General features: G+C 74.6%; 20 protein-coding genes. 5 read left to right on the forward strand and 15 right to left on the reverse strand.

Annotation, left to right across the window (positions count from 1 at the left end; genetic code table 11):
- Window positions 1-11 precede the first annotated feature (11 nt).
- On the reverse strand, window positions 12-770 hold the full coding sequence (locus FHN55_RS09365) for an ABC transporter permease (RefSeq protein ID WP_139712042.1): 759 nt from the start codon (window positions 768-770) through the stop codon (window positions 12-14).
- Window positions 770-1741: an ATP-binding cassette domain-containing protein gene (locus FHN55_RS09370; RefSeq protein ID WP_139712043.1), complete on the reverse strand. Its 972-nt coding sequence runs from the start codon at window positions 1739-1741 to the stop codon at window positions 770-772. The genes FHN55_RS09365 and FHN55_RS09370 overlap by 1 nt, the downstream gene beginning before the upstream one ends.
- A gap of 165 nt (window positions 1742-1906) precedes the next feature.
- Here FHN55_RS09370 and FHN55_RS09375 point away from each other — a divergent pair, with 165 nt between their 5' ends.
- Entirely contained in the window at window positions 1907-2725 is an 819-nt protein-coding gene (locus FHN55_RS09375; protein ID WP_139712044.1) for an SDR family oxidoreductase, read from the forward strand.
- Window positions 2726-2790: 65 nt separating this feature from the next.
- On the forward strand, window positions 2791-3144 hold the full coding sequence (locus FHN55_RS09380; protein ID WP_139712045.1) for a PRC-barrel domain-containing protein: 354 nt from the start codon (window positions 2791-2793) through the stop codon (window positions 3142-3144).
- 161 nt (window positions 3145-3305) lie between these two features.
- Here FHN55_RS09380 and FHN55_RS09385 read toward each other — a convergent pair whose 3' ends face one another.
- The 13 genes from FHN55_RS09385 to FHN55_RS09445 form a co-directional block, all read right to left on the reverse strand.
- Window positions 3306-3758 (reverse strand): globin, encoded by a 453-nt coding sequence (locus FHN55_RS09385; protein WP_257570828.1) that lies wholly within the window; start codon window positions 3756-3758, stop codon window positions 3306-3308.
- Between the two features lie 17 nt (window positions 3759-3775).
- Window positions 3776-4390 carry a TetR/AcrR family transcriptional regulator gene (locus FHN55_RS09390; protein WP_139712046.1) on the reverse strand — a complete coding sequence of 205 codons (615 nt, stop codon included), beginning with the start codon at window positions 4388-4390 and terminating at the stop codon, window positions 3776-3778.
- Window positions 4387-5001, reverse strand: a complete 615-nt coding sequence (locus FHN55_RS09395; protein WP_139712047.1) for a TetR family transcriptional regulator — start codon at window positions 4999-5001, stop codon at window positions 4387-4389. Before FHN55_RS09395 ends, FHN55_RS09390 begins: the two co-directional genes overlap by 4 nt.
- Window positions 4998-6683 carry a cytosine permease gene (locus tag FHN55_RS09400; RefSeq protein ID WP_218974508.1) on the reverse strand — a complete coding sequence of 562 codons (1686 nt, stop codon included), beginning with the start codon at window positions 6681-6683 and terminating at the stop codon, window positions 4998-5000. The genes FHN55_RS09395 and FHN55_RS09400 overlap by 4 nt, the downstream gene beginning before the upstream one ends.
- Before the next feature lie 134 nt (window positions 6684-6817).
- Window positions 6818-7519, reverse strand: a complete 702-nt coding sequence (locus tag FHN55_RS09405; protein WP_139712049.1) for an ATP-binding cassette domain-containing protein — start codon at window positions 7517-7519, stop codon at window positions 6818-6820.
- Complete coding sequence (gene urtD, locus FHN55_RS09410) at window positions 7516-8346, reverse strand: urea ABC transporter ATP-binding protein UrtD (RefSeq protein WP_139712182.1); 831 nt, start codon at window positions 8344-8346, stop codon at window positions 7516-7518. Before urtD ends, FHN55_RS09405 begins: the two co-directional genes overlap by 4 nt.
- 20 nt (window positions 8347-8366) lie before the next feature.
- Entirely contained in the window at window positions 8367-9536 is a 1170-nt protein-coding gene (gene urtC / locus FHN55_RS09415; protein WP_139712050.1) for an urea ABC transporter permease subunit UrtC, read from the reverse strand.
- A complete protein-coding gene (gene urtB / locus FHN55_RS09420) occupies window positions 9533-10417 on the reverse strand; it encodes an urea ABC transporter permease subunit UrtB (protein WP_139712051.1) in 885 nt (294 codons plus the stop codon). The genes urtC and urtB overlap by 4 nt, the downstream gene beginning before the upstream one ends.
- 31 nt (window positions 10418-10448) lie before the next feature.
- Window positions 10449-11699, reverse strand: a complete 1251-nt coding sequence (urtA, locus tag FHN55_RS09425) for an urea ABC transporter substrate-binding protein (protein ID WP_218974527.1) — start codon at window positions 11697-11699, stop codon at window positions 10449-10451.
- Window positions 11700-11885: 186 nt separating this feature from the next.
- The gene (locus FHN55_RS09430; RefSeq protein WP_218974509.1) at window positions 11886-12752 is read right to left on the reverse strand and encodes an SDR family oxidoreductase; all 867 of its coding nucleotides are present in this window, start codon (window positions 12750-12752) and stop codon (window positions 11886-11888) included.
- 25 nt (window positions 12753-12777) lie between these two features.
- Window positions 12778-14403, reverse strand: a complete 1626-nt coding sequence (locus tag FHN55_RS09435; RefSeq protein ID WP_139712053.1) for an SDR family oxidoreductase — start codon at window positions 14401-14403, stop codon at window positions 12778-12780.
- 175 nt (window positions 14404-14578) lie between these two features.
- The gene (locus tag FHN55_RS09440) at window positions 14579-15778 is read right to left on the reverse strand and encodes a mechanosensitive ion channel family protein (RefSeq protein WP_139712054.1); all 1200 of its coding nucleotides are present in this window, start codon (window positions 15776-15778) and stop codon (window positions 14579-14581) included.
- Entirely contained in the window at window positions 15775-18045 is a 2271-nt protein-coding gene (locus FHN55_RS09445) for a prolyl oligopeptidase family protein (RefSeq protein WP_139712055.1), read from the reverse strand. Before FHN55_RS09445 ends, FHN55_RS09440 begins: the two co-directional genes overlap by 4 nt.
- A gap of 197 nt (window positions 18046-18242) precedes the next feature.
- On the opposite strand from FHN55_RS09445, the gene malQ reads away from it, so the two are divergent.
- Genes malQ through FHN55_RS09460 form a run of 3 tightly spaced genes read left to right on the forward strand, consistent with a single transcriptional unit; the run spans window position 18243 to window position 22658 of the window.
- Window positions 18243-20528 (forward strand): 4-alpha-glucanotransferase, encoded by a 2286-nt coding sequence (gene malQ / locus FHN55_RS09450; RefSeq protein ID WP_257570830.1) that lies wholly within the window; start codon window positions 18243-18245, stop codon window positions 20526-20528.
- 47 nt (window positions 20529-20575) lie between these two features.
- The gene (locus FHN55_RS09455) at window positions 20576-21376 is read left to right on the forward strand and encodes a hypothetical protein (protein WP_139712056.1); all 801 of its coding nucleotides are present in this window, start codon (window positions 20576-20578) and stop codon (window positions 21374-21376) included.
- A gap of 10 nt (window positions 21377-21386) precedes the next feature.
- Window positions 21387-22658, forward strand: coding sequence for a GNAT family N-acetyltransferase (locus FHN55_RS09460; protein WP_180357730.1), 1272 nt, complete (start codon window positions 21387-21389; stop codon window positions 22656-22658).
- Window positions 22659-22699: the final 41 nt, after the last annotated feature.

The following is a 22699-nucleotide window of genomic DNA, read 5'->3' on the forward strand; positions in this document are numbered from 1 at the left end:
GCGGCCGCCGGTCAGGACGACTCGCGCCGGAACGTCCGGGTGCCGTACCAGAGCCCGAGCGCCACGAGCGCGAGCGTGATGAGCGCGCCGACCCAGGACGCCGTGTCAGTGATGCCGCCGGCGAAGGCCGCGCGCACCCCGTCGACGACGTGCTTGAACGGGTTGACCTCGGACAGCGTCTCGAGCCAGCCGGGCGCCAGCGACATCGGCAGCAGGATCCCCGAGAGCAGCAGCACGGGGAACGCCACCGCGTTGAGCAGGGGCGCCATGACGTCCTCGCTCTTCACCGTGAGGGCCACCGCGTAGGAGACCGAGCTCAGCGACGCCCCCAGCAGCGCCACGACCACCACGCCGAGCACCACCCCCGCCACCGGGGCGCGCAGCCCCATCGGCAGGGCCACCAGCACGAGCAGCACCGCCTGGACGAACAGGACGACGACGTCGCGCAGCACCCTGCCCAGCAGCAGCGCGGTGCGGGAGGCGGGCGTGACGCGCTGGCTCTCCACCACGCCGGCGCGCAGCTCGGCGATGAGGCCGAAGCCCACGAACATCGCCCCGAAGATGCCCAGCTGCACCATGATCCCCGGCACGAAGAGCTGGTAGGCGTTGCCCGTGCCGAGCTGCCCGGCCAGCGGCTCCAGCAGCGGCCCGAAGAACACCAGGTAGAGCACCGGCTGGGCCAGCCCGATGATCACCCACGCCGGGTTGCGCAGCGACATGCGCATGGCCCTCCAGAACACCGTCCAGGTGTCGCGCCAGAAGACGCGCATCAGCCCTCTCCTCCCTCGCGCAGCGACCTGCCGGTCATCTCCAGGAACACGTCGTCGAGCGTCGGGCGGCGCACGTCCACGGCGGCCAGCGCCACGCCGGCGGCGTCGAGCTGGCGCAGCAGGCCGGGCAGCGCCCGTCCGCCGGAGGGCACGCGGACCCGCACCCTCGGCGTGGCGCCGGAGGTGTCGACGACGGCGTCGGTCGCGCCCTGCAGCGCCCTGACCAGGGCGAGGGCATCGCCGGTGCGGCTGGCGTCGTCGAGCTCGAGCTCCACGGCGTCACCGCTGACGCGCTGCTTCAGCGCGTCGGGGGTGCCCTCGGCCACGATCGACCCGTGGTCGATGACGAGGATGCGGTCGCACAGCGCGTCGGCCTCGTCGAGGTAGTGCGTGGTGAGGAACACCGTGGTGCCGTGGGTGTCGCGCAGCCCGGAGATGTGGGTCCACAGGTTGGCGCGCGACTGCGGGTCCAGGCCCGTGGTCGGCTCGTCGAGGAAGACGAGCTCCGGGTCGTGCACGAGGCCCTTGGCGATGTCGAGGCGGCGGCGCTGCCCACCGGACAGCGTGCGGACGGTGCGGTCCCAGACGCCGTCGAGGTCGAGGCGGGAGAACAGCTCCTGGCCCCGCGCTTTCCCGGTGGCCTTGGGGATGCCGTAGAGGGCGGCGTGGTCGACCAGCTCCTCGCCGACCCGGGCCTCCGGGGACGACGAGCCCGACTGCGGCACGTACCCGATGCGCCGGCGCACGCCGACCGGGTCGGTGCGCAGGTCGCAGCCCACCACCTGCGCCTCGCCCGCGGTGGGGGCGAGCAGCGTGGTGAGCATGCGCATGGTGGTGGTCTTGCCGGCCCCGTTGGGACCGAGGAAGCCGACCACCTCGCCGCGGGCGACGTCGAGGTCGACCCCCTGGACCGCGTGGACGGCCCCTCGGCGGGTGGTGAACGTGCGGGCGAGCCCGCGGGCGCGGATCAAGCGGTGCCTCCTGTGGCGCAGTGGTGGTGGCGTGAGCGCTGCTCGTCAGCGTGGTGTCTGCAGGCACACGAGTCGACCGGTCCCGCCGAGAGGACTCATCGGTCGGCCCCGATGTCGATCGTCGCCACCGTCGCTCGGGCGCCGCGGACGGGGTAGGGGACGGGCATGAGCCGCCCCGAGAACGCCACCGCCATCGTCACCGCCTCCGACTCCGGCATCGGCCGGGCCACCGCCGTCGCCCTGGCCCGGGACGGGATGGACGTCGGCATCACCTTCCACTCCGACGAGCAGGGGGCGCAGGAGGCCGCCGAGGAGGTCCGGGCGCTGGGCCGGCGCGCCGTCGTCCGGCAGCTCGACCTCGCGCACGACCTGCCCGCCGGTGCTGCGGTCATCGACGAGATCGCCGACGAGCTCGGCGGGCGCCTGTGGGCGTTCGTCTCCAACGCCGGCGGCGGCACGGCGAGCCAGCCGTTCCTCGAGCTCCCCTACGACGTCTGGCGCCACGACGTGGCGCTCAACCTCGACGGCGCCTTCGTGGCGCTGCAGGCGGCCGCCCGCCGCATGACCGACGGGCAGGGCGGCCGGCTGGTGGCCATCACGAGCGTCCACGAGCACACCCCGCGCGTGACCTCCGACCCGTACGTGGCCGCCAAGCACGGCCTGGGCGGGCTGGTGAAGAACGCCGCGCAGGAGCTGGCGCAGCACGGGATCACCGTCAACGCCGTCGCCCCGGGAGAGATCGCCACGCCGCTGACGGGCAACGAGGACGCCGACGTCACCTCCGGCTCCGACGACGTCCGCCGCCCCGGCGTGCCGCTGGGACGGGTCGGGTCCGCGTGGGAGATCGCCGAGGTGGTGGCGTTCCTGTGCCGCGACGCCGCCTCCTACGTCACGGGCGCCAGCATCCCCGTGGACGGCGGCATGCTGCTGCAGGCAGCGATGGGCGCCTCGACGCTGACCGACGACACCTGGCGCGAGGGCTGAGCGACGCGCCGGGCGGGCGCCGCCTCGGCGGGCGGGCGAGCGCCCTGATCGCTAGCGTTCGGGGCATGCCAGTTCGTGTGGGGAACATCCGCGAGTGGAGCGGTGAGGACGTCGTCGACGAGGCCGGTGACAAGATCGGCAAGCTCGAGTCGATCTACGTCGACACCGCCTCCGACGAGCCCGCCTTCGCCACCGTCACGGTGGGCGTGATGAGCAAGAAGCTCGTCTTCGTGCCCATCGACGACGCCGTCGTCGGCCCCGGCTACGTGAAGGTCGCCTACCCCAAGAACCGGGTCAAGGACGCGCCCTCCATCGAGACCGACGGAGAGCTGCGCGCCGAGCAGGAGGGCGACGTCTTCGCCCACTACGGCCTCACCTACACCGCGGCGCCCTCCGAGCGCCGCCTCGGTCGCCGCTGACGCGACCCCCACGAGACGCCCGAGGCCCTCGCCCCTGATGGGGACGGGGGCCTCGCGGCGTCTCGCGCGGTGTCCTCCTCGCACTTTCCGCCGGAAGTGCGAGGAGGAGGGGGTCTTGGTGCACTTCCCGCGGAAAGTGCGCAGGGCGGTGGACGGTGGGGTCAGTCCTCGAAGGTGTTCAGCAGGCTGTGGGCCGCGCGGTCGAGGTAGTCCCACAGCACCTCGTGCTGCATCGGGGGCAGCGCCAGCGAGTCGACCGCGGCGCGCATGTGCGTCAGCCACGCGTCCCGCGCCGCCGGCCCGATGTGGAACCCCGCGTGCCGCATCCGCAGCCGCGGGTGCCCGCGGGTCTCCGAGTAGGTGCTCGGCCCGCCCCAGTACTGCTCCAGGAACAGCGTCAGGCGCTCGCGGGCGCCGTCCAGCTGCTCCTCCGGGTACATCGGGCGGAGCAGCGGGTCCTGCGCGACACCCTCGTAGAACGCATCGACCAGGCGCACGAAGGTCTCGTGCCCACCCACCAGCGCGTAGAAGCTCTGCTGCTCGGCCGGCACGGAACGGCCCAGGCCGATCCCCGCGCGGGGGCCCTGCTGGGGAGAGGAGGACGACGGCATCACCCGTCCATCATCGCCGCTCACCGCGGCGCGGCGTCCCAGCGGCTGGGCTGCAGGACCACCTCGGCGGCCCAGGCCGCGGCGTCGGCGGCGTCCCGGTCGTCCATCTGCAGCTCTCGGCGCAGCACCACCCAGGTGGCGGCGGAGTCGAGGTGGGTGAGGGCCGCGGCCAGGTGGCCCTGCGCGGAGTCCTCGGTGCCCACCAGCTCCTCGCGCACCAGGCGCGCCGCGGCCGGCTCGGACGGCGCCAGCGGCGGCTCCTCGAGCTCCGTGCGCAGCGTGGTCTCCGCCACGACGTGCGCCAGCTCCGGCCGCTCGGCGTAGCCGCGCATCGACTCGCGCACCGTGAGCGGCAGGTCGAACACGGAGGCGGCGGGCTCGCGGGCGAACACGGTGGCCTCCAGCCAGGCGGCGGTGGCCGCCAGCAGCTGGGCACGGGTGGGGTAGCTGCGGTAGACGGTGCGCTCGGCCACGCCGGAGCGGCGGGCGATGAGGCGGAAGGGCACGTCGTCGGTGCCCAGCTCCTCGATGAGCGCCACGTAGGCGGTGAGGACCGCGAGCTGGGACCGCGTCAGGTCCGGCGCAGGGGTCTGGTCGGGGTGCCGGGCCGCGCCGCCCGACGGCACCGCGCTCATGCGCTCGGGTCCGCGGACGCCGCCTGGGGCGCGGGCGCACCGGCGGTCCGCAGTGCCCCCAGGACCCGCTCGGTCACCGCGTCGAGCACGTCCGCGGCTCCGGCGCCGTCGACCCCGAGGCGGGTGCGGGCGTGCGCCCAGAACAGCGGCGCGGCGAAGGTGCGCAGCGCTCCTGTGGCCCGCCGCAGGTCCCGGCGGTTGACGCCGGGGAGCTCGTGCTCCACCACCGCCGTGACGGCGTGGGTGAGGAAGTCGGGCTCGGTGCTGCTGACCGGGGAGACGGCGGCCGAGCGGGCGAGCACCCCCGCCTTGCGGGGGGCGGCGTCGAAGGCGAGGAAGCGCTGGCGGGTCGAGGCGCGGAACTCGGTGGCCGTGAGGAAGGGCTGGAAGGGCATCTCCAGCTCGTCGATGCGCTGGGCCAGGCCCGTCAGCAGGTGCGCGCGGGTGGGGAAGTGGCGGAAGACCGTGCGCTCGGCCACGCCGACGGCGTCCCCCAGCAGCCGGTAGGAGATGTCGTCGAGGGGCAGCTCGTCGAGCATCGCGCTGGCGGCGGCGAGCACGGCGGACGCGGTGTCGCGGCCCTCGCGGCTGTCACCCATCGCTGTGCTCACCTCCCTCGCGCCTCGGTCCGGTGCGGACCGGGAGCGGGCTCCGGCGGCAGCAGGTACCTGTCGGTGGGGTCCAGGGTGAGCGCCAGCGAGGAGACGTACAAGGGCTCTCCGGAGGACCCCACCTGGGTGGACGCGAGCATATCCGGGCGCTCGAACAGGTACCCGGTGACGTGGCAGCGCAGGCGCTGGCCCGACGGGTTGCCGTCGCCGTCGACGAGCGGGGAGCCGATGCCGTCGTCCGTCCGCCGCAGGTACCAGCGTCCCCGGGTGAGCGCGGCCACAGCAGGCGTGGTCAGGGCTGCGACGCTGATGGCGACGAGCACCGAGAACGACCGGGCGGCCTCGCCGAACGCGCCGAAGAACGTCAGGAGGGACAGCGCCGACGACAACCCCACGGAGACCAGCCCCACGGGGTTCCACCCGTGCAGCATGCCCTTGCGGAACTCGGGGTGGCGCGGCCCGAGGCCGAGCACGCGGCGCACCACCACGAGGTCGACGGCGATCGTCACCAGCCACGCCATCACGACGTTGGCGTACAGGCTGAGCACGAAGCCGATGAGCGAGAAGACGTCGAGCAGCATCAGCCCCAGCGCCATCGCGAGGTTGAACAGCACGAACACGGTGCGCCCCGGGTAGCTGCGCCGCACCCGGGTCCAGACGTTGAGCCACGCCAGGGACCCGGAGTAGGCGTTGGTGACGTTGATCTTCACCTGTGCGACGACGATGAGCAGCAGCGTCGCGACGGCCCCGAGCCACGCGGGCACCAGCTCGCTGTACAGGGCGAGGAACTGCTGCACGGGCTCCACCGCGCGGGCGCCCATCCCCGGGTCGACGCGGGTGAGCAGGTAGGCCGCGAGCAGCGCACCGAGCACCTGCTTCACGCCGCTGAACAGCACCCACCCCGGCCCGGCGAGCACCGTCCAGGTCCACCACGAGCGGCGGTTGGCGGGGGTCCGCGGGGGCATCGAGCGCAGGTAGTCGACCTGCTCGGCCAGCTGCGGGGTCAGGGCGAAGCAGACCGCCGCGCTCGCCACGACGCCGCTGAGCGTGGCGGCGCCGCCGGCGGACGAGGTCCCCGGGAAGCTCGCGAAGTCGTCCAGGACCGCGGGGTCGGACACCACCAGCCACGCCAGCGGCAGCAGCGCCAGCACCAGCCACAGCGGGGTGGTCCAGGCCTGCAGCGGCTCGAGCGCCCGCATCCCGTGCACGACGATCGGCACCACCACCACCGTGGAGACGAGGTAGCCGAGCGGCAGCGGGACCCCCAGCACCGCGTGCAGGCCCTGCGCCATGATCGCGCCCTCGAGCGCGAAGAAGATGCAGGTGAAGCCCGCGAAGACGAGCGTCGTGATGATCGAGCCGTAGTAGCCGAAGCCGGCGCCGCGGGCCACCAGGTCGAGGTCGAGGTTGTACCGCGCCGCGCAGTGCGCCACGGGTGCCCCGACCACGAAGATGATCGCCGAGGCGAGCGCGATGCCCAGGACCGCACTGGTGCTGCCGTGGACCACGGCGACGCTCGCGCCGATGGAGAAGTCGGCCAGGAACGCGATGGAGCCCAGCGAGGTGACCCCGACCGCAGAGGTGCTCCAGCGGCGGAAGCTGCGCGGCACGTACCGGAAGGCGTAGTCCTCCAAGGAGTCCTGGGCGGCGTCCAGCGCGTCCCCGCCCCGCGACCGCCGCACCCCTCGTCCTCCTCGCGCGTCCAGCACCACCAAGGGTCACCCGATGACGCCCCACGAGTGTTGCGCCCCCGTTGCGACGGCGTTGCAGGTGGTGACCACTCGTGGGGGCCCAGCCACCTCGGGTGCCCGGCGCCTCAGATCCTCAGCGCCTCGCGCACCCCGCCGTGAGCGTCCTCGCCGCCGTCGCCGCTGCTGGCCACCCGCCCGGCGGCCAGCACCACGTACCGCGCCGCGGCCGCCAGGGCGAAGCCGACGTGCTGCTCCACCAGCAGCACCGCCGTGCCGCTCGCCGCGAGGTCCGTCACCGCCGTCTCGATCTCGGCGACCACGTTCGGCTGGATGCCCTCGGTCGGCTCGTCGAGGACCAGCAGCCTGGGCTCGGTGATGAGCGCCCGGGCGATGGCCAGTTGCTGGCGCTGCCCGCCCGAGAGCAGCCCGGCCTTGCGGGTGGCCACGGCCGTCAGGGCGGGGAAGCGCTCGACCGCGGCGTCGACGAGCGCGCCGCGACGCGCTCGCGGGCGGACGCGATCGGCCACCAGCTGGAGGTTCTCCATGGTGGTCAGCTGCCCGAAGGACTGCTGCCCCTGCGGCACGTACGCCAGCCCGCGGGCCACCCGGCGGTGGGGGGCCAGCGACGTGATGTCCTCGCCCTCCCACAGCACGCGCCCCCGGGTGGGGCGGAGCAGTCCCACCGCCACGCGCACCAGCGTGGTCTTGCCGGCGCCGTTGTGGCCCAGCACGGCCACCACGCCCTCGGGCTCGCTCGCCAGGTCCACCCCGCGCAGCACCTGCGTGCGCCCGTACCCGGCGTCCACTCCCTGCAGCTCCAGCGTCATGCGCGTGCCCCCTCGTCGTCGTCGGTCGTCGAGCCGGAGCCGGAGCCCTCGTGCCCGCGGCCCGCCGAGGTGCCCAGGTAGACCTCCTGGACGCGCGGGTCGGCCTGCACCTGCGCGATCGACCCCTCGCTGATGACCGCGCCCTGGTGCAGCACCGTCACCCGGGAGGCGAAGCGCCGCACGAAGTCCATGTCGTGCTCGACGACGACGACGGCCCGGTGCTCGGCGATCCGCTGCAGCAGCTGCCCGGTAGCCGTGCGCTCGTCGTGGCTCATCCCGGCCACCGGCTCGTCCAGCAGCAGCACGCGAGCGTCCTGCACGAGGAGCATCCCGATCTCGAGCCACTGCTTCTGCCCGTGCGACAGGGTCCCGGCGCGCTGGCCGAGGGCGCCGGCCAGCCCGATCTGCTCGGCGGCCGCTTCGACGCGGGGGTCGGCGCCGCGGCGGGGCCGCACGAGCGCCACCGGTCTGCGGTGCATCCCCGCGGCGATGTCGAGGTTCTGCAGCACCGACATCTCCTCGAAGACGCTGGCCGTCTGGAAGGTGCGGCCCACCCCCAGCCGCGCGGTGCGGTGCACCGGGCGGCCGAGCAGCTCGTCGTCGCCGAGCTTGGCCGAGCCGGTGCCCTTCACCAGACCGGTGACGGCGTCGATGCAGGTGGTCTTGCCGGCTCCGTTGGGCCCGATGAGGAAGCGGACCTCCCCGGGGTGGGCGTCGAAGCTGGCGTCCGAGACGGCCGTGAAGCCGCCGAACTGCACGCGCAGCCCGGTGACCACCAGCGAGACGGGGCTGGCCTGGCCGGTGGCGACGTCCTCGGGGGCTCCCAGGACGTCGACGGTGCGCGGGCTCACGGGTGGACCTCCTGTCCGGTGGGCTGGTCGGTGGGCTGGTCGGCCCGAGCCGCGGCCGACCGTCGCGGCTCCTCGGGATCCTCTGGCGGGGTGGCCCCGACCGAGCCGCGCGGCCGAAGGCGCTCGCGCAGCCGGTCGACCAGCGAGGCCGCTCCTCCGGGGAGGAGGGCGATGACGGCGATGAGCAGCGCGCCCTGGAAGTAGCTCCAGAAGGAGGGGAACGCCTCCGACAGGCTGGTCTCCGCCCAGGCGACGCCGATCGCTCCCAGCACGGGACCGAACAGCCCCGCCCGGCCGCCCACGGCCACGCCGACGATGAAGATGATCGACGGGACGACGCCGATGTCGGCGGGGGAGATGATGCCGACGATCGGCACGAACAGCGCCCCCGCGACACCCGCGAGCACGGCCGCCAGCGCGAAGGCGGCGGTCTTGACCAGGGCCGGGTCGTAGCCGAGGAAGCGCACCCGCTCCTCGGCGTCGCGGGTGGCCACGAGCAGCTCCCCGAAGCGGCTGCGCTGCAGCGCGGCTGACAGCGCCACCGAGGCGATGAGCACGCCGGCTGCCAGGTAGTACAGCGTGGTCCGGTTGGCGGGGTCGGCCAGCGAGTAGCCGAAGAACGACCGGAAGCCGTTGAGGCCGTTCGTGCCGCCGGTGGTCTGCTGCTGGCCGACGAGCAGCACGACGAACGCCGCGACCAGCGCCTGGGAGAGGATGGCGAAGTAGGCGCCCTTGATGCGGCGGGTGAAGATCGCCAGTCCCAGCGCGGTGGCGACGAGCGCGGGGAGGAGCAGCACGGCCAGCAGGGTCACCAGCGGGCTGCGGAACGGCTCCCACCACCACGGCACGGTGCCGTCGCCGTACAGGAGCATGAAGTCCGGCACGCCGGAGCCGCCGCCCAGCTCGGCGTCGGCGAGCTTGAGGTGCATGGCCATGGCGTAGCCGCCGATGCCGAAGAAGACCCCCTGGCCGAGGGTCAGCATGCCGCCGCGGCCCCAGGCGATGCCGATGCCCACCGCGACGATGGCGAAGCAGATGAACTTGCCGAGCAGGGCGAGCCGGAAGTCGGACAGCACGAGCGGGGCGAGCACGAGCAGCGCCACCGCCAGGGCCCCGGTGCCCACGAGCGAGCCGCGGCGGCTGGGAACCCCCAGCCCGCCGTTCACGCGAGGCTCCGCGTGCGCACCGTGAACAGACCCTGCGGGCGGACCTGCAAGAAGGCCACGACGATCACGAGGATGAGGAACTTGGCGATGCTCGCCGTCGTCGACAGCTCGATGAAGGCCTGCAGCAGCCCCAGACCGAAGGCGGCGAGCACGGCGCCGCGGATCTGCCCGATGCCCCCGGCCACGACCACGAGGAACGCGTCGACGATGTAGCTCGTGCCGAGCGTCGGCCCGGTGGAGCCCACGAGGGTCAGCACCACGCCCGCCACGCCGGCCAGCCCGGAGCCGATCACGAAGGTCAGCCGGTCGGTGGCGCGGGTGGAGATGCCGGAGGTCTCGGCGAGGTCGCGGTTCAGGACGACGGCGCGGATGCGCCGGCCGAGCGCGGTGGTGGTCAGCAGCAGCGCGAGCCCGCCGACCGCCACGACCACCACACCGAGGATGAACAGGCGGGCCAGCGGCACGGCCGTGCCGAGCACCTCGACGTTGCCCTGCAGCCAGGCGGGCGTGCGCACGTCGACGGCGGGAGCGCCGAAGACGTCGCGCGCCGCCTGCTGCAGCACGAGCGAGACGCCGAAGGTGGCCAGCAGCGTGTCGAGCGGCCGGTGGTACATGTGCCGCACGAGCAGCTGCTCGAGCAGCGCCCCGAGCAGGCCGCCCACGGCGAAGGCCACCGGCAGCGACACGAGCAGCGACAGCCCGGCGTCGCCGAGCAGCTGCTGCACCACGTAGGCGGTGTAGGCCCCGGCCATGATGAACTCGCCGTGGGCCATGTTGATCACCCCCATCTGGCCGAAGGTCAGCGAGAGCCCGATGGCCACCAGCAGCAGCACGGAGCCGATGCTCGCTCCGGCCACCACCTGCGACGCGATGACGTCCACGACGCCTCCCTCCTCGCGCGCCCCGCCGGCCTCAGCCCGCGATGCCCGCCGCCCAGGGGTAGGTCTTGAGGTAGGGGTCGGGCTCGACGGGCTGCGGGGCCTCCCAGACGGTGTCGATGAGGCCGGTGGCGTCCACCTGGCCGATGCGCGGGGTCTTGGTGATGTGGTTGTTGTCGCCCTCGACCGTGACGGTGCCCTCGGGGGCGTCGAAGCTGACGCCGTCGGCGGCGTCGTTGACGGCGTCCGTCTCGAACGAGCCGGCCTTCTCCACCATCGCCTTCCACAGGTAGACCGAGGTGTAGGCGGCCTCCATCGGGTCTGAGGTGACGCGGTCGGCGCCGTAGGCCGCCTTGAAGTCGTTGACGAAGGTGGTGTTCGCGGGGGTGTCGAGGGTCTGGTAGTAGTCCCACGCCGTGTACTGGCCGACGAGGTTCTCCACGCCGATGCCCCCGACCTCCTCCTCGGCGATGGACACGGAGACCACCGGCAGCGTCTCGGGGGCGAGCCCCAGGCTCTTGTACTGGCGGAAGAAGGCGACGTTGGAGTCGCCGTTGAGGGTGTTGAAGACCGCGTCCGCGCCCGAGGAGGCGACCTTGTTGGCGATCGTGGTGAAGTCGGTCGAGCCCAGCGGGGTGTACTCCTCGCCGACCACGGTCATGCCGTTGGCGGCCGCGTAGGCGTTGATGATCTTGTTGGCCGTGCGGGGGAAGACGTAGTCGGAGCCGACCAGGAAGATCTTGGACTTCCCCTGCTGCTTCAGCCAGTCCAGGGCGGGGATGATCTGCTGGTTGGTGGTCGCCCCGGTGTAGTAGATGTTCGGCGACGACTCGAGGCCCTCGTACTGCACGGGGTAGAAGAGCAGGCTGTTGTTGGTCTCGAAGACCGGCAGCATCGCCTTGCGCGAGGAGGAGGTCCAGCCGCCGAAGACGGCGGCGACGCAGTCCTGGCGGACCAGCTTCTCGGCCTTCTCCGCGAAGGTCGCCGGCTCGGAGGCGCCGTCCTCGGCCACCACGTCGAGCTGCTTGCCCGCGACGCCGCCCGCGGCGTTGATCTCGTCGACGGCCATCTGCAGCGACTCGCTGACGGTCGTCTCCGAGATGGCCATGGTGCCGGACAGCGAGTTGATGAAGCCCACCTTGACGCTGTCGCCGGACGTGTCCACGCAGCTGTCGGCAGCGCCGCCGGCGGCGGACTCGCCGGCCTTGGCGCCGCAGGAGGTCAGGGCGAGGGCCCCGGTGAGGACGACGGCGGGGACGGTGAGCAGGCGGCGGGTCAGGGGCAGCACGGGACACCTCTTCTGGTCTGCGCGGGCCGGCGGCTGGGTGGGTCACCGGCCGGCGAGGCAGATCAGACGGCAGTGTCATGACACTGCCATTTCCCTGTGTAACGCGCGCGTAACGAGCGTTTCAGTGCAGGTCAGGGCTGTTCTCCGAGGTGTCGGAGGACTGTCAGGTGGCCGGTGGCGCGGCTACCGCCGCTGGCGCAGACCCTCTTCGTGAGGCTGCGGCGCGAGCACGTTGCCCGGCCCGTTCGGGCGCTTGCCGAGCGCGAAGCCCAGCGTCCGCATCGCCGGGCGCGACAGGAGGTCGAACAGCCCGGGGGCCAGCGCGTACGCCGCCTTCATGGCCGGGTTGGCCCACCCGGCGTCCAGCTCGCGGTGCCAGGCGGAGCCGCGGTCGGCGGCGCGCAGCACCTTCTCCGCGACGTGCTCCGGGGAGGAGACCGGGTACGGCGGTCGGTTGCGCCTCCCCAGCACGGTGGCCGACTGGTCGTAGATCGGCGTGTCCACGCCGCCGGGCGCCACCAGCGAGATGCGGATCCCCGGCACGTCGCGGTTCTCCTGCTGCATGGTGCGCACCAGGCCCCGCAGCGCGAACTTCGTCGCGTTGTAGGCGCCCATCCACGGCACGGTGATGCGCCCCAGCACCGACCCGACCACCACGAGCGTCCCCTGGCCCTGGTGGCGGAACGTCCTCACCGCCTCCGAGGCCACGAGCGCCGCGCCGAGCACGTTGGTGCGCAGCACGCCCTCGAGCACCTCCGCCGGGACCTCGTCGACGCGGCCGTAGGCCGCCACCCCGGCGTTCTGGACGACGACGTCGAGGCGCCCCCAGCGCTGCACCGCCGTGGCCGAGGCGCGGCGGACGGCGTCGTCGTCGGCGATGTCCAGGGCAGCGACCAGCACGTCGGCGGAGCCGAGGGCGCGGCACTGCCGGGCCGCCTCCTGCAGCGGCCCCTCGGCGCGGCTCGACAGCAGCAGGCGGTCACCGCGGCGGGCGCACGCCAGTGCGGTCGCCAGTCCGATCCCGCTGCTCGCCCCCGTGATCCAGACCACCCGCGGTGACCCCGGGGTCAGCGGCTCAGGAGGCACGCGACGGCTTCCAGCGCTCGTCGCTCTCCTTGACCGCCGCCGCGGCCGAGGCGATGTTCCGCTGCATGCCGCCGAACACCACGCCGTGGAAGGGCTTGATGGCCTGCCAGTAGAGGAAGCCGCTCAGCCCCTTGGGGTGGAAGATCGCGCGCTGGCGGAAGACCGTGCGGCCGAAGTCGTCGGTCTCCACGCACAGGTCCAGCCACGCCTCACCGGGCAGGCGCATCTCGGCGCGCAGGCGCAGCAGCTCCAGGTCGCGGATCTCCTCCACCCGCCACCAGTCGAGGGCGTCGCCGACGGTGAGGTCGTAGGGGTTGGCGCGGCCGCGCCGCAGCCCGGGGCCCCCGACGCCGATGTCCATGAGCCCGCGCACGCGCCAGCCGAGCGACCACGAGTACCAGCCGTTGACGCCGCCGATGCCCTCGATGACGGTCCACAGCTGGCGCGGCGTGGCGTCGACGGTGCTCGACCTGTCGTCCACGTACAGCGCGCCGCCGGACCAGTCGGGGTCGCTGGGGAGCGGGTCGGAGGGCGCGCCCGGGGTGGACGCGGAGCGCCAGGACGTCTGGACGTCGAAGTCCTGCACCCTCGCCAGGGCCAGCTCCATGGCCTCGTCGACGCCCAGCAGGCCGCCGGGCGGGTCGGGGACGTACTGGGTGATGTCGCGCTCCTTCACCACCACCTCGTGCACGATCGAGCCGATGAGGGCGCCCGCGATGGTGTGCGGCACCGGCGTGACGAGGTTGACCCAGTGGCTGGACAGGTGCGGCGTGAGCACCGGCACGGGGATCGCGTACCGCTTGGGCAGGCCGGCCACCTTGGCGTAGCGCTGCATGAGCTGCAGGTACGTGACGACGTCGGGGCCGCCGATGTCGAAGCCGCGGCTCACGTCGTCCGGGATGGCCGCCGCGCCCACGAGGTAGCGCAGCACGTCGCGGACGGCGATCGGCTGGATCCGGTTGGCCAGCCACTTGGGGCGGATCATGATCGGGAGGCGCTCGGTGAGGTAGCGCAGCATCTCGAAGCTCGCCGAGCCGGACCCCAGGATGACGGCGGCGCGCAGCACGGTCACGGGGACGCCGGAGGCCAGGAGGATGTCCTCGACCTCCTTGCGGCCCAGCAGGTGCGGGGAGAGCTCCTCGCCGGACGGGTAGAGGCCGCCGAGGTAGACGACGCGGCCGACGTGCGCCTCGCGAGCGGCCTTGCCGAAGATCAGCGCGAGGTGCCGGTCGCGGGACTCGAAGGTGCGCCCGGTGCCGAGGGAGTGCAGCAGGTAGTAGGCGACGTCGACGCCGTCGATCGCCTTCGCGACGGACTCGGCGTCGGAGGCGTCCCCCTCGACCATCTCCACGTGCTCGGCCCACGGCCTGTCGCGCAGTCGCTGGGGGTTCCTGGCGAAGGCCCGCACGCGGTAGCCGGCGGCCAGCAGCTCGGGCACCAGGCGGCCCCCGATGTAGCCGGTGACGCCCGTGACGAGGGCGAGGCGACCCTCGCCGCGGGGCAGCCCGGCGAGGTCGATGCGGGCGGGGGCGGGGGAGTCGGCAGGGGAGTCCGGAGCGTCTGCCGCGGATCCGGTGCGGTCTGGAGTGCCCGTGGTGCCGGACGTTTCGGCCATGCCGAGATCCTCCGCCGGGGCCCCGCCGCCCGCGACCCGACCGCCGCCCGCCTTTCCTGCACTTTCCGCGGCAAGTGCGCCACCCACGCGCCCGGTGACGCACTTTCCGCGGAAAGTGCGTCACGGCGGGGCGACGTCAACGCTCTCGAGGAGGCTGCGCAGAGGGGCCGGTGGGTCAGCGGTGGGGGGACGGGCCCGTGGGCGGGCCCTGGCTGCCCGGCGGCAGCGAGGGGCCGGCGGGCGCGGCGGCGGCCGGCGCAGGGGCGTCGTCGGCGGGCTCGGCGGGCTCGTCGACGGGGTGGCCGATGCCTTCGGCGTCGAAGCGCGCCTTGATGCGCGCCCGCAGCTCCCGCGAGACAGACCACTGCTGCAGCGGTGCGGTCCGCACCGCGAGGCGCACCACCACCTTGTCGAGGCTGAGGGCCTCGATGCCCCACACCTGCGGCTCCTCCAGCAGGTGGCGCCGCCACTCCTCGTCGGCGTGGAGCTGCTCGCCCACCTCGTCGAGGACCTCCGCCACCCGCGCGGCGTCGGCGGAGTACGGCACGTCGACGTCGAGCACCGCGCGCGACCAGCCCTGCGACCGGTTGCCCACCCGCAGCACGTCGCCGTTCCTGACGTACCAGACGGTGCCGTCCACGCCGCGCAGCCGCGTCACGCGCAGGCTCACGGCCTCGACCGTGCCCTGGGCGTCGGCGGAGAGGTTGACCGAGTCGCCGACGCCGAACTGGTCCTCGGCGATGATGAAGATGCCGGCGAGGAAGTCCTTGACCAGCGTCTGCGCCCCGAAGCCGACGGCGACGCCGACCACGCTGACACCGGCGAGCAGCGGTCCCAGCGGGATGCCGAGCTGGCCGATGACGAGCAGGGCGACGACGGTCACGACCACGGCCGTGGTGAGGCTGCGCAGCACCGAGCCGAGGGTCCGGGCCCGCTGGGCCCGCCGCTCGTAGGCGAGCGTGCCTCCGTGGTGGGCGGTGCTCGCCTCCGAGGCGCGCGTCTCGCGGCCGCGCCCGGCGCGCCACCAGCGGGACTGGCCGGGCTGCGCCTCGCCGCTGGCGATCCGCTCCGAGAGGGCGCCGATCGCCCGGTGCGCGACGCTGCGCAGGACGAGCCCCGCGACGATCGTGAGGACGACCTTGAGCACCGGCGTGCCGTAGAGGATGAGGAACTGCGCCCACCGCACGTCCACGCCGACGTCGACCAGCAGGCCGCAGAACGTGCCGTTCCCCGGGATGCACGGGATCGACGTCACCGAGTCGTTGAACTGCGTGATGGCCGCGGTCGCCTCCGAGGCGGCCGACGAGGACTGCGACGGCGTCGGGGTGGCCGTCGCCGTGCTGGCGAGGACGTGCAGCAGGGCAGCGGGGATCACGCGGGCGTCCCGTCGCCGTCCTGACCGAGCGGCAGGCCGGTGTGCGCGGCGGCGAAGCACAGCGTGTCGGCGGCCAGCTGGACCGTCCGGGAGACCGCGCGGGCGCCGTGGCCGACACCGGCCTCGCGCCGCAGCAGCACCGGCCGCTCGCGCGGGTCGGAGCGGGTGGCGTGCTGCAGCGCCGCGCACAGCTTGCGGGCGTGGAGGGGGTCGACGCGGGAGTCGCCGTCGAAGACGGTGAAGAGCACCGCCGGGTAGTCCACGGACGCCGGGTCGGGCGAGCACGCGTGGTACGGGGAGTAGGCGAGGAGCCAGCCGAGGTCGTCGGGGTCGTCCGCGTCGCCGTACTCCGGTGACCACGTGGCCCCGAGCCCGTGCAGCTGGTACCTGACCATGTCGAGCAGCGGCGCCGAGCACAGCACCGCGGCGAACGCCTGGGGCTTCTGCGTGAGCGCCGCCCCGACGAGCAGCCCGCCGTTGGAGCCGCCGCTGATGGTGAGCTGCGCGGGCGTGGTCCAGCCGCGCTCGGCGAGCGCGTCGGCCACGGCGAGGAAGTCGTCGAAGACGTTCTGCTTGGCGGCGAGCATGCCCGCGCGGTGCCACGCCTCGCCCTCCTCGTTGCCACCGCGCAGCCCGGCGACCACCCACACCCCGCCGGCCTCGACCCACGCCAGCGCCGTGGCGGAGTAGCCCGGCGTCATGGTGTGGCCGAAGCCGCCGTAGCCGTACAGGACGGTCGGCGCGGGGGCCGCCGGAGCGGCCGCGCCGGCGGGCGCGAAGGCGTCGGCGCGGGCGACGGCGAGGGCCCGCACCACGGTGCCGTCCAGGCTCGTCACCTCGAGCTGGCGGGTGACGACGGCGGGCAGCTCGCCCATCGACGCCAGACCCGGCGCCGTGGCCTCGACGGTCAGCTCGCCCGTGCGGGCGTCCCAGTGCAGGACGCTCGGCAGCTCGGCGGTGGAGGTCCAGGTGAACCACGCCTCGTGGCCGCCGTCCGGCCGGCCGCGCAGCCCGCCGAGGCTGCCCGCGCCGGGCAGCGCCACCGCCCCCCGGTCGCCGGGGAGCTGCTCGCCGCTGGCGAGGTCGTGCACGGTGAGCCGGGCGACGGCGTGCTGCGTCCATGCGACCAGCAGCAGCGGCTGCTCGAGCTCCGGGCCGTCCAGGACGGCGTAGTCCTCCAGGACGGCGTCCTCGCGCTCGCCGACGAGGTCGCGCCAGCGGTCCGGTCCGAGCCCCTCGGGGTCGGCCGGGTCGGCGACGGCGAGGCGCCCGCGCGGCGCGCCGAGGTCGGTGCCCACGTAGAGGCGGCCGTCGCGGCCGACGCCGGCGCTGGTGTGCGCGTCGAGCCCCACGGCCACGGGCTGCAGCTGGGGGACGCCCGCGGCGAGGCCGCCGTCGGCGGCCAGGTCCGCGAGGTAGCAGTCCGAGCGCGGGGACGTGCCCACCGACGTCGTCACCGCCAGCCAGCGCCCGTCCAGCGACGTGCCGACGCCGTAGTAGGTGGTGGTGGGCTGGCCGGCGCCGAACACCTCGACGTCGCCGCCGTCGCCGGGCTCGGCGTCCGGGTCGGCGCCGACCCGGTGCAGCCACACGCGGCGGTGGTACTTCTCCTCGCCGGCCGGCAGGCCCTCCGGCGCGAGCCGGCGGACGTAGAAGAAGCGCGCGCCGTCCTCCTCCGAGGCCGGCAGCCAGGAGACGGGGGAGTAGCGGACCCGCTCGACGGGACCGTCGACCACCTCGCCGGTGGCGACGTCGAGCACGCGCAGCACGCTCTCCTCGCTGCCGCCCTCGGACAGCTGGAAGGCGAGCAGGTGGCCCTCCCGCGAGGGCTGCCACGCGTCGAGCGTCGTCCTGCCGGTGGGGTCCCACACCAGCGGGTCGATGAGCACCCTCTCCTCGACGGCGCCGCCCGCTCCCCTCTCGCAGACGAGGAGCTGCGGGTGGTCGCGGCCCGGGTCGCGGCGGGCGCGGAAGCACCGGTCGCCGCGCCACACCGGCGGGCCGACCGCTCCCGCCGACAGCAGCTGCGCGATGCGAGCGGCGACGGCGTCGCGGCCCGGCCAGGTGGCCCGCTCGGCGGCGAACAGGGCGTCCTGCGCCGCGGACCAGGCGCGGGTGCGCTCGTCGTCGTCGTCCTCCAGCCACCGGTAGGGGTCGGCGACGCGGTAGCGGGGATCGTGCGTGGGGAGCTCCTCGACGAGGTCGAGCCGCTCGGCGGGCGGGTACGCCACGGGGGCTGCGGGGGCAGACGGCGAGGACGACGACACGCCTCCCGACCTTAGGCGGCGCCGCCGACCGCCGGGCGGGGCCCGGGTGGCGTCCACCGCGCGGGAGTGCGGGTGGGGCGCGACCGTTCCGGCGCGCCCGCTCGCGCGGCGGGCCCCCGGCGGGCAGGCTGGCGCCGTACCCTCCCAAGACGCCAGACGACGCGCGCAGCCGCGCCCGCACCACCCAGGAGCTCCGCGTGAGTGACAGCCCGCAGTCCGTGCTGGCCCGCAGCGAGGACGACGGGCGGGGCGGCACCGCCACCACCTCCGGACCGGACCTGGAGGTCCGCACCACCGTGCACGGCAACGAGCCGACCCTCTCCATCGACCCGTCGGAGCAGCCCTCGCCCCGGCTCGTGGAGCTGGCCGCCGCGCACGGCGTGGCCACCGAGTACTGGGACTGGAAGGGCGGCCACATCACCGTCTCGCGCGCCACGGTCGTGGCGGTGCTGAGCGCGATGGGCATCGCCTGCAGCAGCGAGGACGACGTCGAGGCCGCCCTGGCCGCGCACGAGCTGGCGCCGTGGCGCCGGGCGCTGCCGCCGGTCGTCGTCGTGAGGTCCGGCCGGGAGGCCACCGTGCCGGTGCACGTGGCCGCCGGCACGCAGGTGCACGTCTCGGTGGTGCTGGAGGACGGCGGGCAGCACGAGCTGGCGCGCGCGTCCTCCGGTGACGCCGCCGGTGCCCGCGAGGTGGACGGCGAGCGGCGTGAGGAGCAGCTGTACGCCCTGCCCACCGACCTCCCGACGGGCTACCACGAGCTGCTCGTCACTACCGGGGGCGGGGCCTCCGCGGTCCGGGAGGCCACCGCGCCGCTCGTGGTCACCCCCGACCTGCTGGAGCTGCCCGAGGCGATCGCCGGCCCCGGTCACCGCTGGGGCTTCATGGCGCAGCTGTACTCGGTGCGCAGTCGCGCCTCGTGGGGCCTCGGTGACCTGGCCGACCTCGGCGAGCTGCTCGACTGGTCCGGCCGCGACCTGGGCGCCGACTTCCTGCTCATCAACCCGCTGCTCGCCGCCGAGCCGGTCGGCCACCAGCAGGACAGCCCCTACCTGCCCACCACGCGCCGGTTCACCAACCCGATCTACCTGCGGGTGGAGGACGTGCGGGAGTTCGCCTACCTGCCCGCCACCGACCACGCCCTCGTGGAGTGGCAGGCCGAGCCGCTCATGGCCCGCAACACCGACCCCGGCCAGCTCGACAGGGACTCCGTGTGGGCCGCCAAGCGCACCGCGCTGAAGACCGTCTTCGAGGCGGGGCGCAGCCCCGCCCGGCAGGCCGCCTTCGACGCGTTCCGGGTCCGCGAGGGCCAGGGCCTCGCCGACTACGCCCTGTGGGCCGCGATGATCGAGCACTTCGGCGAGGGGCAGCCCTGGCCGCAGGAGGCCTCCCGCGTCGGCTCGCCGCTGGTCGAGCGGCTGCGCGAGGAGCTCTCGGGCGCCATCGAGTTCCACGAGTGGCTGCAGTGGCAGTGCGACGAGCAGCTGGCCCGCGCCCAGGCGACCGCCACCGAGGCCGGCATGGCCCTCGGCGTCATGCACGACCTCGCCGTGGGCGTGCACCCGTCCGGTGCCGACGCCTGGGCGCTGCGCGACGTGCTCGCCACCGGCGTCTCCGTGGGTGCCCCGCCGGACGCCTTCAACCAGCAGGGCCAGGACTGGTCCCAGCCGCCGTGGCAGCCGGTGGCCCTGGCCGAGGCCGGGTACGCGCCGTGGCGCGACATGGTCCGCACGATCCTGCGCCACGCCGGGGGCATCCGCGTCGACCACGTCCTCGGCCTGTTCCGCCTGTGGTGGGTGCCCAACGGCTCCGGGCCGGGCGCGGGCACCTACGTCCGCTACGACCACGACGCGCTCGTCGGCATCCTCTGCCTGGAGGCCGCCCGCGCCGGCGCCGTCGTCGTCGGGGAGGACCTGGGCCTGGTCGAGCCCTGGGTGCGCGGCTACCTCACCGAGCGCGGCGTGCTCGGCACGTCCGTGCTCTGGTTCGAGAAGGACGGCGAGGGCCAGCCGCTGCCGCCGCAGTCCTGGCGCGAGCTGTGCCTGGCCACGGTCAACACCCACGACCTGCCGCCGACCGCCGGCTACCTCGCCGGGGAGCACATCGACCTGCGCGACCGCCTCGGCCTGCTCACGCGCTCGGTGGAGGAGGAGCGCGCCGCGGACGAGGCCGACCGCGCCGCGGTGCTGGCGCAGCTGCGCGACCTCGGCCTGCTGGGGGAGCGGCCCACCGAGCGCGAGGTGGTGGAGGCCCTGCACGCGTTCCTGCTGGCCACGCCCGCCAAGCTGGTCGGCGTCGCGCTCACCGACGCCGTCGGCGACCGCCGCACGCAGAACCAGCCCGGCACCTCCGACGAGTACCCCAACTGGCGCGTCCCGCTGACGGACGGCGCCGGCGAGGTGGTCCTCGTCGAGGAGCTGCGGGAGCGCCCGCGGGTGCTGTCGCTGGCCGAGCTGGTCAGCAGCAGCGGCGACGACGACTGACGGCTGACGGCTGACACCTGCGGGCCGTCGCCTGGCAGCATCGGGGTGTGACCCGGTCGACGACGGCGCTCGCGGTGGGCGCCGGCGCCCTCGCCGTCGCCCTGCTGGCGTCCGCCTGCACCGGGGGGACGGGCTCGGGGGGCGGGTCGTCCTCCTCCTCCGCCACCGGCGGCGCGACGACGACGAGCCCGGCGCCGACCACGGGCCTCGTGCGCGCCGACGCCACCGACGCCGCGCCACCGCCGCGCCCCACCCCGCGGGAGGGGCTGGGACGCCTCGAGGACCAGCCCTACGGGTGCGGCACGAGCGCCCCGCCGTGCGAGGTGTGGCTGCCCGTCGTCGCCACGGGCCCGGCCGAGCTCGTCAACAGCAGGCTGCGCGCGTCGGCGGACTACGGCGTGCGCGTGGCCTCCGCCTCCGACGGCCCCCACGCCGTCTCCGGCCGCAGCGAGGTGACCGTCAACGACGGGCGGACCCTGCAGGTGCTCATCGAGCTGTACGACGAGCCGTCGGTGGACGCCGAGCCCGTCGAGTCGGTGACGACCGTGGCGCTCACCGCCGACGACGCCTCGCCGGTCTTCCTGGCCGACCAGCTGGCCGACCCCGACGCGGCCTGGGCCGTGCTCGTGCAGGAGGCCACCGACGCCGGCGCCGAGGACGGGCTCGTCGCCGAGCGCCCGCTGGAGGCGTCGGCGGAGCAGTTCGCCGACTGGCAGGCGGGGACGAGCGGCGTGGAGGTCTGGTTCCAGCGCGGGGAGTTCGGCCCGGGTGTGACGAGCGTGGTGCTGCCCTGGGAGGCGGTCCTGCCGCTGATGACCCCCGGGGGACGGGCGCTGCTGGCCCCCTAGCGTGGAGGCCGTGAGCTCACGTCGGCAGCACGGGCAGCAGGTCGAGGTCAGGGCGGTCGATCCGGACGAGCAGCTGGCGTGGCTGTCGTCCTCCCGCCGGACGTTCCTGCACCCCAGGACCGTCACGCCCGAGCACGTCGAGCACCGCCGGCCCGCGTGGGAGGGGCAGCGGCTGACCGGCGCCTTCGACGGCGAGCGCGTGGTGGGCACGTACCGCTCGTGGGACTGGCCGCTGCCCGTGCCCGGCGGCCCGGGGCACGCGCTGCTCACCGACCACGTCAGCTCCGTCACCGTGGCGCCGACCCACCGCCGCCGCGGGATCCTCACCCGGATGATCACCGCCGATCTGCGGGCGGCGAAGGAGCGCGGCGTGCCGATGGCCTACCTCGTCGCCGGGGAGGCGCCCATCTACGGGCGGTACGGCTTCGGTGCCGCCGTCGGCGGGCAGGTCCTCGAGGTGCGCGCCCCGGCGCCGCTCGCGCACCTGCCCGCTCCGGTGGAGGACGTGGTGGTCGAGCTGGTCGAGGACGCCGACCTGCGCGCCGAGGCCCCTGCGCTGCACGCCGCCGTCGCCGCCTCCCGCCCGGGCGCGGTGCGGCGCCCGGAGCGGTATTGGGACGAGGTGCTCGGCCTGGCTCCCGGGCCCGGCGAGGAGTCCTCGGACCGCCGGCCGGCGCTGCTGGCGCGCGACGCCACCGGCGCCGCCGCGGGCGTCGCGCGCTACCGCACCCACGAGCGGTGGGAGGGTATGCGGCACGACACCACCCTCGAGGTCAGCGACCTCTTCGCCGCCACGCCCGCCGCGCAGGCGGCGCTGTGGCAGCACCTGCTGTCGGTGGACATCGTCGACCGCGTCCGCGTCACCGACCGACCCCTGGACGACCCGCTGCCCGAGCTCCTCCACGACCGCCGCCGAGCCCTGCCGGTGGAGGCCAGCGACCACCTGTGGACCCGGCTGCTCGACGTGCCCGCGGCGCTCGCGGCCCGCGGGTGGCTGGGGCCGGAGGGGGCGTGCGTGCTGGAGGTGCACGACGCGCTGGGGCTGGCCGGCGGCCGGTGGCGCCTCGACCTGGAGGCGGGGAGCGTCGTGGCCGTGGCCACGGCGGCGGAGCCCGACGTCTCGTGCGACATCGGCGCGCTGTCGGCCGCCTACCTGGGGGAGACCCCCCTCGTGGCGCTGGCGGCGGCCGGACGGGTGCGCGGGGAGGCGGCCGCGGTGGCGCGGCTGTCAGCGCAGCTGGCCTGGCGGCCGACCACCTGGCCGACGCTCGGCCACTTCTGACACCGGAACCGCAGCCGAGCGCCCGGCTGCGGTTCCCGAGG

Origin of the sequence: Streptomyces sp. NP160 (assembly GCF_006335115.1) — a bacterium.
In the GTDB taxonomy this organism is placed as follows: domain Bacteria; phylum Actinomycetota; class Actinomycetes; order Actinomycetales; family Quadrisphaeraceae; genus Quadrisphaera.